Annotated in this window: 9 protein-coding genes; 5 read left to right on the top strand and 4 right to left on the bottom strand. The window is 66.4% G+C overall.

Translation table 11 applies throughout. From position 1 onward, the window contains the following. Positions 1-213 precede the first annotated feature (213 nt). Positions 214-2,427, bottom strand: a complete 2,214-nt coding sequence (gene paoC / locus ABQZ00_RS00705) for an aldehyde oxidoreductase molybdenum-binding subunit PaoC (RefSeq protein ID WP_323537860.1) — start codon at positions 2,425-2,427, stop codon at positions 214-216. 461 nt (positions 2,428-2,888) lie between these two features. Here paoC and ABQZ00_RS00700 point away from each other — a divergent pair, with 461 nt between their 5' ends. The 4 genes from ABQZ00_RS00700 to ABQZ00_RS00685 are packed head-to-tail and all read left to right on the top strand — an operon-like array spanning position 2,889 to position 7,609. Further along, the gene (locus tag ABQZ00_RS00700) at positions 2,889-3,626 is read left to right on the top strand and encodes a DUF3348 domain-containing protein (protein ID WP_323537861.1); all 738 of its coding nucleotides are present in this window, start codon (positions 2,889-2,891) and stop codon (positions 3,624-3,626) included. A gap of 10 nt (positions 3,627-3,636) precedes the next feature. Continuing rightward, positions 3,637-6,294, top strand: a complete 2,658-nt coding sequence (locus ABQZ00_RS00695) for a DUF802 domain-containing protein (protein ID WP_323537862.1) — start codon at positions 3,637-3,639, stop codon at positions 6,292-6,294. Then, positions 6,291-6,956, top strand: a complete 666-nt coding sequence (locus ABQZ00_RS00690) for an OmpA family protein (protein ID WP_323537863.1) — start codon at positions 6,291-6,293, stop codon at positions 6,954-6,956. Before ABQZ00_RS00695 ends, ABQZ00_RS00690 begins: the two co-directional genes overlap by 4 nt. Then, on the top strand, positions 6,953-7,609 hold the full coding sequence (locus ABQZ00_RS00685) for a DUF2894 domain-containing protein (protein ID WP_323537864.1): 657 nt from the start codon (positions 6,953-6,955) through the stop codon (positions 7,607-7,609). Before ABQZ00_RS00690 ends, ABQZ00_RS00685 begins: the two co-directional genes overlap by 4 nt. Before the next feature lie 360 nt (positions 7,610-7,969). Here ABQZ00_RS00685 and ABQZ00_RS00680 read toward each other — a convergent pair whose 3' ends face one another. From ABQZ00_RS00680 to ABQZ00_RS00670, 3 genes are read right to left on the bottom strand one after another with little or no spacing between them, the layout of a single operon-like run. Then, positions 7,970-9,247, bottom strand: a complete 1,278-nt coding sequence (locus ABQZ00_RS00680) for a DUF3526 domain-containing protein (protein ID WP_323537865.1) — start codon at positions 9,245-9,247, stop codon at positions 7,970-7,972. After that, positions 9,247-10,683: an ABC transporter permease gene (locus ABQZ00_RS00675; RefSeq protein WP_323537866.1), complete on the bottom strand. Its 1,437-nt coding sequence runs from the start codon at positions 10,681-10,683 to the stop codon at positions 9,247-9,249. The genes ABQZ00_RS00680 and ABQZ00_RS00675 overlap by 1 nt, the downstream gene beginning before the upstream one ends. A 10-nt stretch (positions 10,684-10,693) precedes the next feature. Beyond that, positions 10,694-11,434, bottom strand: a complete 741-nt coding sequence (locus ABQZ00_RS00670) for an ABC transporter ATP-binding protein (RefSeq protein ID WP_323515039.1) — start codon at positions 11,432-11,434, stop codon at positions 10,694-10,696. 579 nt (positions 11,435-12,013) lie between these two features. Between ABQZ00_RS00670 and ABQZ00_RS00665 the strand changes: the two genes are divergently transcribed. Beyond that, positions 12,014-13,873: a M14 family metallopeptidase gene (locus ABQZ00_RS00665; RefSeq protein ID WP_323537867.1), complete on the top strand. Its 1,860-nt coding sequence runs from the start codon at positions 12,014-12,016 to the stop codon at positions 13,871-13,873. The last annotated feature ends 301 nt before the right edge of the window (positions 13,874-14,174 follow it).

Here is a 14,174-nt window from a genome sequence, read left to right as displayed (position 1 = left end):
GGCCGCGCACACCTGGCGATGAGCACCTTGGTTTTGTTAGCAGCGCGCAGTGTCAGGTGCGCTCAATCGCACGCATAGCAGCTACCGCATGGATGCATCGTCCGCGGCTTGATGCATCGCCTCCATCGCCAACCCAACGCGCGAGTGCTCGCTGACGGCACTGGCGCCGGTGCATACATCGGCCGGCGCCACACCGCTTTTTTCCTTCTGCACTTACCCCGCTCTGCGCGGCAGCTGCGCCAGCAGCTTGTCCAGCGTGATCGGATAGTCGCGCACGCGGATACCGGTGGCGTTGTAGATCGCATTGGCCAGCGCCGGCGCCACGCCGGTCAAGCCCAACTCGCCCACGCCCTTGGCCTTCAATGGCGACATGGTGGGGTCCACCTCGTCGATGAAATGCGCCTCCAGATGCGGAATATCCGCATGCACCGGCACTTCGTAGCCGGCCAGGTCGTGATTGACGAACAGGCCCAGCCGCGTATCCACCGCCATTTCTTCCATCAACGCCGCGCCCACGCCCATCACCATGCCGCCGATCACCTGGCTGCGCGCGGTCTTGGGATTGAGGATGCGTCCGGCCGCGCAGACCGCCAGCAGCCGGCGTACGCGGATTTCGCCGGTGTCGGCATCCACCGCCACCTGCGCAAAGTGCGCGCCGAAGGTCTGCTGCGCGTACTGCTGCTTGAGCGTGCCGTATTCCATGGCGTCCTCGGCCACCAGCTCGCCATGCTCGGCGGCCTGCGCCAGCGGGATGGCGCGGCCGCCCACATGCACCATGCAATCGGCAAACCGGGCCTGGTCTGCGGCAATGCCCAGGCGCTGCACCACTGTCTCGCGCAGCTGCATGCAGGCGGCATAGACGCCAGCAGTGACCGAGGCAGCGCCCTGCTGCCCGCCCGAACCGGGCGTTTCCGGAAAGCTCGAATCGCCCAGCCGCACCACCACCTGCTGCAGCGGCACGCCGAGCAGTTCGGCCGCGGTCTGCGCCACGATGGTGTAACTGCCGGTGCCGATATCGGTCATGTCGGTTTCGATGGTCAGCGTGCCACTGCGATCCAGTCGCGCACGCGCGCCTGCCTTGGAGATCGGCGCGCCGCGAATGGCGCTGGCCATGCCCATGCCGATCAGCCACCGGCCATCGCGCACGCTGGCGGGGGTGGGATTGCGTTGCGACCAGCCGAAGCGTTGCGCGCCGCTGCGCATGCAGGCCACGAACGGCCGCGTGGAGAACGGGCGCTGCGGCTGTTCCGGGTCCACCTGGGTGTCGTTGACGATGCGCAGCTGCACCGGATCCATGCCCACGCGCTCGGCCAGTTCATCCATCGCCACTTCCAGCGCCATCATCCCCGGCGCCTCGCCGGGTGCGCGCATGGCGTTGCCTTCGGCCAGATCCAGCACCGCCAGCCGAACCGCAGTCATCCGGTTGGCACCGGCATACAGCGCGCGGGTGGACAAGGTGGCCGGCTCGCTGCGACCGCCGCGCAGATTGCCCGACCAGCTCTCATGCCCGATCGCGGTCAGCCGGCCGTCGGCGGTGGCGCCCAGGCGCAGGCGTTGGATGGTGGCGGGCCGGTGGATGGTGCTGTTGAACATCAGCGGACGCTGCAGGGCCAGCTTGACCGGCCGTGCAGTGATACGCGCGGCCAGCGCGGCCAGCACCAGATCCGCCTGCGCCGTGCCCTTGCCGCCGAAGCCACCGCCAATGAACGGCGACAGCAGCCGGATGCGCTCCTTCGGCACGCCCAGTACCTTGCCCAGATCGCGCGTGCCCCAGTTCATCTGCTGGATGGCGGTGTGGCAGATCAGCTGCTCGCCTTCCCAGCGCGCGATGGTGGCGTGCGGTTCCAGCATCGCGTGTGCCTGGTCGGGGGTGCGGTAGGTGGCATCCACGGTGAACGGCGCGGCGGCATAGGCGGCGGCGAAATCGCCTTGTGCGGTCTGTGGCGGCCCACCGAACGGGGCCTGCGGCGCCACCGGGGCGCTGGCCTGCTGGGCGGCCAGGTCGTACTGCCCGCGCTCGCGCGCGTAACGCACCCGCACCAGCGCCGCACCCGCACGGGCCTGCTCGAAGGTGTCGGCCACCACCACGGCCACCGCCTGGTGGTAGTGGTCCACCTGCGGCGCTGCCAGAAACCGCTGCACGTAGAACTCGCCGGTGCCCAATGTGGGCACGTTCTGGTAGGTGAGCACGGCGATCACCCCGGCCGCCGCCCGTGCGGCGGCGGTGTCCATCTCGGTGATACGGCCCTTGCCGATCGCCGCGCCGACGATGTAGCCGTACGCCATCTGCCCGGGCTGGTCGTGCCATTCATAGGCGTAGCGGGCCTGCCCGGTCACCTTGAGCGGCCCGTCCACGCGGTCGACCGGCTGGCCCAGCACCTTGAGTTGGTCGCTGGGGTTGGGTCCTGCGGGAGTGTCGAACTTCATGCGGATGCTCCTGAGGGGTGCGGGCGGCCTGCGCCGCAGCGGCAGGTCTGCGATGGCGCCAGATCCGGCGATGGCGAGTGCCTGGACGCGATGGCTAGTGCCTGACGCGCGACGCCAGCCTTGCATGGCGGGCGCCGGCTGCTCTGCTGTGGTTGTAGCAAACCCGCGCGCCGCGCGATGCCATGTAGGCGGCATGCGGTCATGAATATCGTTCATGAATCGGCGCAAGCGCAGGCGCCGCAACCGTCTCACCTGATGCTGCCGGCTCGACCGATTGCAGCGGGCGTCTGCGCTGACGACGCTCCGGCCAGTCACCTGCCGCCACAGCCCGACTCCCGAATACCACCCTGACCGCAGTTCTGCCCAACCATGAACGTCACCAGCCACCGCAGCGCACGCCCGGTGCCGCCGGCCGACCCGCTGTCATTCCCGTGTAAAATGCGCGGTCTTTGACCGGAACAATGGCGAAAGCTGCTCCACGGGCGCCCCTCTCGGGCCCGGCGTTCATTCGCCTGCTCGCACGCCTCAGCGATGTCCGCGTCGCCCAGTCCAACCATGCGCTGGCCGACCGGCTGAGCCAGTGGATCGACTGGACACGCGCAGTGGCCGTGTCCAAGGCGCTGGATGGCAAGCTGCCCGACATCGACGACCTGCCCGAACCGCGTCCGCTCGATGCCGACGCCTGCGCTCGCGTGCGCGCTGGCCTGGCGACCAGCAGCGTGGCCGATCTGGATGCGCTGGTCGCGCGGTTGCGCAGCGAAGCGCGCGCTACGACGGACACGGAGGCAGCGCCGCCGGTGCCCGACTACGCGCCGTTCCGGCAGCACTACCTGGCGATGCAGCGTGCCATGCGCACCGCCACCGGCGATCTGCGTGGGCGGCTGCGCGACCTGCTGGCGCTGGTGTCCAGCGACATGGCACGGCTGGCCGAAGTGGATGCGGTGATGGAGCTGACCTTGAGCCCGCGCGAGCAGACCTTGTTGAACACCGTGCCGGGCCTGCTGGGCACGCATTTCGACCGCCTGCGCGAGGCCGCGTACGCGCACAGCGCGCCAACCGATCAGGAGATCGCGCCGCGCGCGGTGTCCGATGGCTGGCTGGATGTATTTCGTAAAGACATGCAGAGCGTGTTGCTCGCCGAACTGGATGTTCGTTTTCACCCGATCGAAGGCCTGCTTGCAGCGCTTCGTACCCGCTAACTGGGACGTCATGTTCAAAAATTTTGTACACGTGTGTGTGTTTCTTGTCGGCCTGTTGGCGGTTTGTTGGGTCGGGTTCGGCTATCTGGGTAACAACCCGTTGGGCGCCTGCGTCGCGGCGCTGATCGGCGCGTGTTATCTCGCCGGTGCGCTGGAGCTGTATCGCTATCGTCAGGCCAGCGCCACGCTGGATACCGCAGTGACCGGGCTCACCGCCGCGCCGTCGGCGCTGGACGCGTGGCTGGAGCAGCTGCACCCGAGCCTGCGCAATGCGGTGCGTCTGCGCATCCAGGGTGCGCGTGTGGCGTTGCCGGCGCCGGTGCTGACGTCGTATCTGGTCGGTCTGCTGGTGTTGCTGGGCATGCTCGGTACCCTGCTCGGCATGATGGCCACGCTCAAGGGCACCGGGTTTGCGCTGCAAAGCGCCACCGACCTGCAGGCCATTCGCGGGTCGCTGGCGGCACCGGTGGAAGGCCTGGCATTCGCCTTCGGCACCTCCATCGCCGGTGTTGCCACCTCGGCCATGCTGGGTCTGTTGTCGGCGCTGTGCCGCCGCGAGCGGCTGCAGGCCGTGCAGCGACTGGATCTGAAGATCGCGTCCGAATTGCATCCGCATTCGGACGCGCACCAGCGCGGTGAAGTGTTCAAGCTGCAGCAGCAACAAAGCGCGTTGATGCCGGCATTGATCGATCGCCTGCAGGCATTGATGGGCAGCATCGAGCAGCAGAGCATTGCCGCCGACGAACGTCTGGCCGCACAGCAGGCCGAGTTCCATGCCAGAACCGAAGCCGCCTACACGCGGCTGGCCACCTCGATGGAGCAATCGCTGCAGGCCGGCGTTGCAGACAGCGCGCGCGCGGTTGGCGCGGCGTTGCAGCCGGCGATGGAGACCACCATGGCCAGCATCGCGCGCGACACCGCCGCGCTGCACGCGCAGCTTACCCAGGCTGTGCAACAGCAGCTGGACGGCATCAGCAGCGGATTCGATCGTAGTGCCAGCAGCGCCGCGCAACAGTGGACCACCGCGCTTGCCGCGCAGGAACACGCACAGCTGGCGCTCGACACGCAGCTGCAGACCACGCTTACGCAGATCGCCCAGCACACCACTGCATTGCAGGAAGGCGTGAGCACAGCGGTGCAGCAGCAACTGCATGGCCTCGACGCCGGCTTCAAGGACAGCGCACGCACTGCGGCCGAGCACTGGCAGGCGGCACTGGCCGCGCAGGAGCGTACGCAGCAGGCGCTCGTCGAGCAGATGCAGGCCATGCTGGCACAGGTCGAGCAACGCAGCACCGCCCTGCAGGACAGCGTCGGCTCCGCCGTGCAGCAACAGTTGCGCGCACTCGATGACGGCTTTGCGCGCAGCACCGCCGCCAATGCCGACACCTGGGCGTCGGTGCTTGCCGAACAACAACGCACCACCCAGTCGCTCGGCACGCAGTTGCAGGCTACGCTGGAACAGCTTGCCGAGCAGACCACCACCTTGCAGCACGGCGTGCAGCAGGCGGTGCAGCAGCAGCTGGACGGGTTGACCAGCGGCTTTGAGACCAGCACCGCCGCCACGGCAGCCACCTGGATCGCTGCGGTGGCCGAACAGCAGCGCGCCAATCACACGCTCACGCACGACTTGCAGAACGCACTGACGCAGTTCGCCAGCACCTTCGATGCGCGTTCGACCGCGCTGGTGGATGCGGTGTCCAAGCGCATGGAGCAGTCCAGCAGCGAGACCGCCACTGCCTGGAGCGACGCGCTGGCACAACAGCAAGACGCCAGCGCCGCGTTGGCCACCCAGCACCAGAACGCGCTGGCCGCCGCAACCGCCAGCTTCGATACGCATGCCGCAGACCTGGTCGGCACCTTGCAGCACTCGCACACCGAGCTGCAGGCCGCGCTGGAAGCGCGCGATGCGCAGCGTCTTGCAGTGTGGAGCGAGCGCTTCACCGCGATGAGCGCCACCTTGGCCACGCAGTGGGAACAGACCGGCGAGCGCGTCACCCAGCAACAGCAGGCCATCTGCGACACCCTGGCCAGCACCGCCAGCGAACTGTCCACGCAGGCGCAGGCGCAAACCAGCGCCACGATTGCCGAGGTCTCGCGCCTGATGCAGATCGCCTCCGAAGCGCCCAAGGCCGCGGCCGATGTGGTGGCCGAGCTGCGCCAGAACCTGTCGGAAAGCATGGTGCGCGACACCGCCATGCTGGAAGAACGCAGCCGCCTGTTGGCCACGCTGGACACCTTGCTCAATGCGGTCAATCACGCCTCCACCGAACAACGCGAAGCCGTCGATGCGCTGGTCACCACCTCGGCCGATCTGCTGCAGCGCGTGGGTAGCCAACTCACCGAACAGATCGGCAGCGAAACCGGCAAGCTCGGTGCGGTGGCCGCGCACGTCAGCGGCAGCGCGGTGGAAGTGGCCAGCCTGGGCGAAGCCTTCGGCATGGCGGTGCAGTTGTTCAGCAGCTCCACCGGCGAGCTCAACGAACGTCTGCAACATGTGGCCACCGCACTGGATGCTTCGTTGGCGCGCAGCGACGACCAGCTGGCGTATTACGTGGCGCAGGCGCGTGAGGTGGTCGACCTCAGCATGCTGTCGCAGAAGCAGATCATCGAAGAACTGCGCCAGCTTGAGGGCCGCCGCAGCGATGCCGGCGCAACGGAGCCGGCATGAGCGACGAGATCGAAAGCGACGGCGAATCGGGCACTCCGATCTGGGCCGCATTCGGCGACCTGATGTCGGTGCTGCTGGGCGCGTTCGTGCTGATCCTGGTCGGGGTGATCGGCGTGCAGCTGCAGTTGTCCAGCCGTCTCGATCAGGAGGTCAAACAGCGCCAGGCCGAAGCGCAGCGCCGCAAGACCCTGGAACAGGCGCTGGCCGCACCGCTGGCTGCCGGCCGCGTCACGCTGGTCGATGGCCGCATCGGCATTCGCGGCAACGTGCTGTTTGCGTTCAACTCCGATCAACTGCAGCCGGAAGGACGCGAAGTGTTGAAGTCGCTTGCGGCGCCATTGGCGCAGTACCTGAGCACGCGCGAGGAACTGCTGATGGTCAGCGGCTTTACCGACGACCGCCCGGTACTGGGCGGCAATCGCCGCTATGCCGACAACTGGGAATTGTCCGCGCAACGCGCGCTCACCGTGACCCGTGCACTGATCGCCGAAGGCGTGCCGGCCGCATCGGTGTTCGCTGCGGCGTTCGGCGCGCAGCAACCGGTGGACTCCAACGCCGACGAGGCGCGCCGCGCCAAGAATCGCCGCGTGGAGATCGCCCCGATCGCGCGCCCGTCCGGTGCGCAGCGCGCCGCGCCCACGCAGGCCGCCGCTACACGATGAGCACGCCGGCATCCGCACGCGCGCGCCTGGAGCGGTGGCGCAGTCAGGGCACCGATCGGCTGGACCCGGTGCGCTTCCATTTGATGCAGACCCTGGCGACGCGTGCGGAAACGCAGGCCGATGCAGTGCGTGCGGTACTGGAACAAACGCTTGCCGGCCTGGTCGATGCGTATGCGGCCACCATCAAAAAAACTGCGCGCGGCACGAAGCCCAGCGTTGCGTCGCAGCCAACGCAGCGTAGCCCGCTCGGTGCCCTGACCGACCAGCTGGCAGGTCACGCCGCGTTGATGGAGGTGGACAGCAGAAAGACCGCGGCCGCCGATACGCAGCTGTTTCCGGAGCTGCCGGCGCTGGACGATTTCCGCCGCACCTGGACCACGTTGCGTACTGCCAGCCAGGTGCGTCAATCGCTGCAGGACGCCCCCAAGGATGCCGGCCCGCTCAATTCCAGCGTGCTGGTGCATCGCTGCATCACCCTGATGCGCGAACGCTCGCCCGGCTATCTGCAGCACTTCCTCGGCTATGTCGATGCGTTGTCGTGGCTGGAGCAGATGCAACACGGCGGCGTGCTGGCCGACGAAACCGCCGCACCGCTGGCCGCCGGCAAGAAGCGCAGCCGTAGTGGCACCTCGAAGCGGCGCAGCACTGGGTGATTGCGGTGCTTGCGTCATTCACTGTGCAAGGTATTTACCGACCACCACACGTCATGCGGCGCTAGCGTCAAAGCATAGTGATCGAGCCGCCGACGCTGCATCGTCTACGCGGCTGATAGAAGACCCCGATCGATCGAGAGATCGCATCGAGCTGTATCGTTAGGCCCCGGCATACCTTCCACGACGCGCAACGCAGGCGCACGTCCTGGCGACTACTGGGAGCGGGTAAAAAACTGATCGAGCCATCGTTGGGTGAGTGTGGACGGCGCGCGTGGAACCGGAGCCTGCGAGTTGCGCGAGCCACACCGGGCATCGACCGCGCACGCCTGGCGCGGAGCGCAATTGTTTCGTTAGCCGCGCCTAGCTGCCCTGCGGCGCCGGCTTGGCGGCAGCGTCGAAACGCGGCGCACGCGGGAAGTCGTCGCGTGTAAACGGCCGGTCGCGGAACAGATACCCGTAATAGAACGTACGCAATGCCTGGTGATAGGCGCGAATGCGATCCTGATAGGCCAGTTGCGCCTGCAGATCGGTGTGCGCCAAGCGCGTGAGCGCGGCCTGCATTGCCACCGGCGGCAACACACTGGCCACGCGCCGCGCGAGCGCTTCGCGGCGCAGCAAGCCCTGACGATAGGCGGCGACCTGCGGGGCGACCTGCTGATCGCCGTTTTCGTGGAAGGCGAAATACCACTTGTAGTGAAACGCATCGGTCAACGGCGGCGAATCCGCCCACTGTGGATTGCCTGCGTAGAACCGCTGCAACGTGGCCTGGCGAGGAATATCCCAGGCATGGTTCACCGCCTCGCGTTGCAGCCGCGCAATTTCGGTGCCCTGATTGACCGGCACTGCCTGATTGATCGCCACATGCGCCAAGGCCGGCGCCACCAGCGCCAGCACCACCCAACAGGTGGCCAGCGCTGTCGCATGCGCGGCCGGCCGCCAACGGATGCGACCCACCACCACCGCCAGCAGCACCCAGAACAGCAGATAGGCGCAGGTCAGCGCCAGTACTGCCAGTTGCTGCAGCAACGGCACCGCATTGAAGCTTGCAGCGATCGCGAACGGCACGCACAAACACGCCAGCACCGCCACCGCACGCACCACCACCCGGCGCACCAGCAAGGCGGTGCCCGCGCCTGGCAATGCGGCCAACATGCGCGCACGCCCGGCCTCGCGCTCGCCGGAGCGCAGATCGAACAGCAACGCAATCACGAACAGCGGCAACAGAAACACCAGTACAAAGGCGTAATCGAAACGCCCGGCCAGCGCCAGCTCGGGGTTATAGCTGTCGCCATCGTAGATCTGCGCTTCCAGACCCAGCGCGCGTATCCGCAAGATGTACGGCGACACATCGCGCATACCCACTGCGGCGAAGGCCAATGGCGATGGCGTGTCCCAGGTCGGGTGGAAACTGTAGTACGCCGCGCTGCCGGCATCGTTGGAGCGCGCGACATACGCTTCCACTGCCGCGCTGTCTTCCTGTTGCAGCGGTTCGATGCGTGCGATGTTGGCGCGTTGCGCATCGATGACGTGCTGCCCGGAGAGCAGGCTGCATACCGTCAGCAGGGTGAGCAGCAGCAATCCGGCCACGGCCGCGCGCGCGCGTAGCAACAACAGCGCTTCGTATTTCCACAGCACCATCAGCGTGCCACTCCCACGCGCCGTCCGGCGGCCAGCAATATGCACAAGGCAGCCAGCATCCACGCTGCAATCAGACCCAGCGGCGCAGCTGCCACGCCTACGACGTCGGCATTGGACGCCGGGGTAAAGGTAAAGACCGGAATGCGCTGCCAATGCGCCGACGCAATGCGCTTGCGTTGATCGGCACCGGCATCCTGCGCGGTGTCGTCGGCCATGCTCACCGCATCGGCCTGCAGCTGATTGAGCTGTTGTACCAGCGTGTATCGGTACCGCTCGGCCTGTGCGAGAAAGCGTTCGTGCGCGCGCAGATCCGTTTCCGCCAGGGTCATCGAGACCTCGCGCAACGCCACCGTCGGGCTCAGCAAGGCAAACGTGCGCACCAGCAGATTCTGCTGTTGCTGGATGCGTGCATCGCGCGCCGCGTAGCGTTCGAACAGGCTGGCGGTGAGCCGCTCGCCTTCCAGTGCCAGCAACCCTTTGTAATTGACCGGCAGGTCTTCCACCCGTTGTACGCCGTAACGCGCCAGCACCTGTTGTTTGAACTGCGCAAAGTGCGGGTCGTCCGGGTTGTGGCTGTCGCCGAGCGTGCGCAGGTCGCGCTGGATCGCCACATCGGTCTCCAACCGCGTGGGCAACCGGTACGCTGCACTGGCCACATCCGGCGCCACGCGTGGCACCAGCAGGGCCAGCCACACCCACAGCGCCAGCGACACCAGCAGCGCATCGCGGCCGCGCCGGCACAGCATCGACACCGCCAACACCAGGCCACACCACACCAGCAGATACACGCCATAGGCCAGCACCAGCAGCGCGACCAGCACCGCCTGGCCCGGCAGCAACGCGATCGGTATCAGGCCGACCAAGGCCGGCAACAGACAGACGCCGGCCACGGCGGCCAGCGCGAGATATTTGCCACCGAGCAGTTGCCGGCGCGTGGCGCCCTGCAGCAGCAACACGCGCAGCGTGCCGGTCTCCTGTTCGCGAGCCACCGCGCCATACCCCAGAAACACCAGCATCAACGGTGCCAGCACCTGCAGTACGAAGGCCGGTGTCAGTTGACCGAAGCGCACCAGCAGCGAGCTCTGACGCACATCGCCAAAGTTGGCGGTGTTCTGACGATGGCCTTCGAGAAACATGCTGTTGCCGGTGAAGGCATCCACGCCCGAATCGAACGCGGCCAGGGCCGGCAACGGGCGATAGATGAAATGACCGTAGTGCACCACCCGATGTGGGTGACGGTCCGGCTGCGCGTCGAAGGCCTGCTGCGCAGCCTGTTGCTGACGCGCACGGAATTCGGTGACCTCACGCTGGTGATGCGCGGCGGTCAAAGCCGCCACCAAGGTCAGCAGCATCAGCAACACCACGCCGATGGCGGCGGAGCGATTGCGGGCCATGAAACGCAGCTCTTCGCGCGCGACCAACCACACAGGGCTCATGCATGCACGCTCATGCAGCGCGTTCCTGCGGCCGTGCAAAGCGTGCGTGCAAGGTGCGCACATCGAAGCCGCTGTCGCCGGCGCCGAGGTCTTCGACGATGCGGCCGTCTTCGAGAAATCCAATCCGGTCGGCCACGTCCACCGCACCCAGCAGATCGTGCGTGACCATCAGCACCGCGCCACCTCGCTCGCGCACGCCGCTGACCAGATGGTTGAAGTCGGCAATGGCGCGCGGGTCCAGACCGGAGGTCGGCTCATCCAGCAACAGCACCGGCACCTGCCGCAGCGTGGCCACGGCAATGGCCACCTTCTGGCGCATGCCCTTGGAAAATCCGGCAAGGCGCTGGCTCCAGGCTTCGCGCTGCAAGCCTGCGGCCGCGAACGCCTGGCCGATGTCGGCCTGGCTGCAGCGCTGCCCTGCGAGCGCAAGCAAGTAGTCGGCATTTTCCAGCGCGCTCAGATGCTCATAGAGCGCGACGTTTTCCGGCAGATACGCCAGCCGCGCGCGTGCCTTGCCAGGCGCGGCGACCGGGTCGATGCCGTCTACCCGCACGCTGCCGGAGACGGGTTTGACGAAGCCCAGCAGTGCCGACAGGGTGGAGGATTTGCCGGCGCCGTTGCCGCCGAGCAGCGCGTACACGCTGCCGGGCGCGATGTGCAGATTCAGCCCTTTCACCACCGCGCGCCCGGCATAGGCGACGTGCAGATCGTGGATGGAAATCGCGGCGTTTGGCTGCAGGTTTGGGAGCATGGCATGGGGTGGGCGAGCAAAGTGATACGTTATCACATAGCTCGGATTGCTTGAGTTTGTAGTTGCTGGACTGCGTTGACGCGCATGTCGGCAACCTTGATTTGAGGATGGTTCGGCGTCACACGTAACAAGCGTTGCATGAGTGGGCTTATTGCAGCATTGGGGCTTTGCGATAGCGCCGCTCAAAGCGCTTATCTGCGAGCGATTGTCTGCTGGCCGGCGGCCTCTTACCCCAGACCTTCTCCCAGTGCAGAGGGAGCTTGGCTGCGATTACTTCGAGGCAATCTGGTGTGCGTGCGTGCTCGCAAAGTGAGTCGGATGTGCCGTCCGTGAGACTCCAACTGCAGTGCCGCTGCCTTGAGGGCGCCGACATACTTGTTACAATATTACGCAAACAGCACCACGCTGCGCTCGCATTTCCAGGCATCGTCATAGCCGCCGTGCAACGCGCTTGGTCAAGGCCGACACGCTTGATCAGGACAGCCGCTGTCCATCGCGCCCAATGTCTTTGCGCAGACCGCTACACCCGTCTCGCGCGTCATCACTGCAGCCTCTACCTACGGAATCACGACGCCCCACATGAGCCCCGATCCACGTACGACCGCTGTGCATCCTCCTTTGTTCGACGCACTGGCATCGCAACCGAACACGTGCCCTACGGTCAGTCGCGCTACGCGCCGCATCAACGCTGCCTCCGCCACCGTCCTGCTCGCAGCGCTATTCAGTGCCGCACAGCTCGGCGCGCAGCCCATCGATACCACCGCGCTGCTACCGCCGGTGCGCGCGTGGCAGGGTGCAAGCGAAGCATTCATTGCCGGGCCAGGCGATCCGTGGCGCACCCCGGTGGAACGCAGCGATTTTGCGAGCACGCCCAGCTATGCGCAGACGCGTGAATGGCTGGAGCGCCTGGTCGCCGCCTCGTCGGTGTTGACGCTGGAAGTGTTCGGCAAAACGGGCGAAGGGCGCGAGTTGCTGCTGGTCCGTGCGCACAAGGGCAAGCCCGGGAAGCCGGTGGTGTTGGCGCAGGCCGGCATCCATGGCGGCGAGATCGACGGCAAGGACGCGGGATTGATGCTGTTGCGCGATATCGCACAGCGCGGCAAGGACCACCTGCTCGACGATGTGGATTTTGTCTTCGTGCCGATCCTCAATATCGACGGGCACGAACAGCGCGGCCCGCTGATTGGTGCAGCACTGCGTGGCCCGCAACAGATGGGCTGGAACAGCACCACGCGCGGCCTCAACCTCAATCGCGACTATCTCGCGCTGGAAGCGCCGGAAACGCGTGCGATGGTGGCGCTGCTGCACGCACTCGACCCGGCGTTATATCTGGATCTGCACGTCAGCGATGGGCTGGATCATCAATATGACATCACCTTTACCTACGCCGGTTGGGGTACCTACGCGCGCTCACGTGCCACCGCCGACTGGCTGCAGCAGCGCTTCACGCCGGTGGTCAGCGACGCACTGCGCAAGCTAGGCCATTCCCCCGCCATCTACCCCAGCTTGGTCGACAAGGACAACCCGCGCTCCGGGCTGCGCCACGCGCCGGAAGGCCCGCGCTACTCCACCGGCTACGGTGACTTCGCCGGCATTCCCACTGTGCTGGTGGAAAATCACCACCTGAAGTCGTATCGGCAACGCGTGCTCGGCGATTACGTGCTGCTGGAAGCGGCGCTGCGGTTGGTCGGCCGGGATGCGCATGCCATCGCAGCAGCCAAGCAGGCAGATCGCGCGGCGCGGCCGCAGGAGCTGATGGTGGCATGGGAACGCCTGCCGCAGCCGATAGCGCAGGTACCGTTCAAGGGAGTGAGCTATACCCGTGCGCTGTCGCCGGTTTCCGGTCGCCAGGAGCTGCGCTGGGAAGGCCGCGATGAAACTTGGACGATGCCGGTGATTGGCTACCGGCAAACGCAGGCGGTGCAGTATCCACTGGCGTGGTGGATTCCACCGGGCAACGACGACGTGGTGGACCTGCTCAAGGCCCACGGCATCCGCCACGAGCGTCTGTCGCAGCCACGCACACGCGTGGTGCAGCAGATCCGCATCCTCAAGGACGCCGACACGCAACAACCGCATCCAAGCCGCGTGGAAGAAACCTTCCCGGCGGGGAGCGTTCGCGTGCCAGCCGATCAACCGATGCGCATGTTGGCCGCTGCATTGCTCGAACCGCAGAGCAGCGATTCGCTACTGGTCAGTGGGCGCTTCCGCAATGCCGGCAGTCCCGACAGCGGGTTGTATGGCACCGAGCTGGTGACTTTCACCGAAGGGCTGCTGCAACACGACGCCGCACTGCGCGCCGAATTCGACCGCAAGCTCGCCAGCGATGCCGCATTCCGCGCCGATGGCGATGCACGCCTGCAATGGATCTACGCGCGCTCGCCGTTCGCGGCGATCAGCGGCTGGCGTTATCCGGTCCGACGCGAACTGGCAGAGTAAGACAATGGGATTGGTCGTGCGTTGAACTGGCTGCGTCGTGCGCAGCGCACGCTTGCGTCTCCACGGCGTGCATGTTCTCACGACGCGGCGCGTGCGTCCGGGCCTGCGTCGCTGTGTGCAAGTTGCAGATGAGGTCAAATCATCGCCTCGACATGTCGACTGTTGAGACGGAACGTCAGTCGTAGGAAGTGAGCTTGAACGCATAAACCAGCGGCACCTGCATCAGACCCGCCACTTCGGAGGCGCTGCCCAATTTTCCATGAGACGTGAGGTAGCACATGCCCCGCGCCATCGCCCTTGC

Origin of the sequence: Xanthomonas sp. WHRI 10204, from assembly GCF_040202875.1 — a bacterium.
Taxonomy (GTDB): Bacteria; Pseudomonadota; Gammaproteobacteria; order Xanthomonadales; family Xanthomonadaceae; genus Xanthomonas.
The sequence above is the reverse complement of the archived record's forward strand: the minus strand, read 5'-3'. Positions and strand labels throughout refer to the sequence as shown.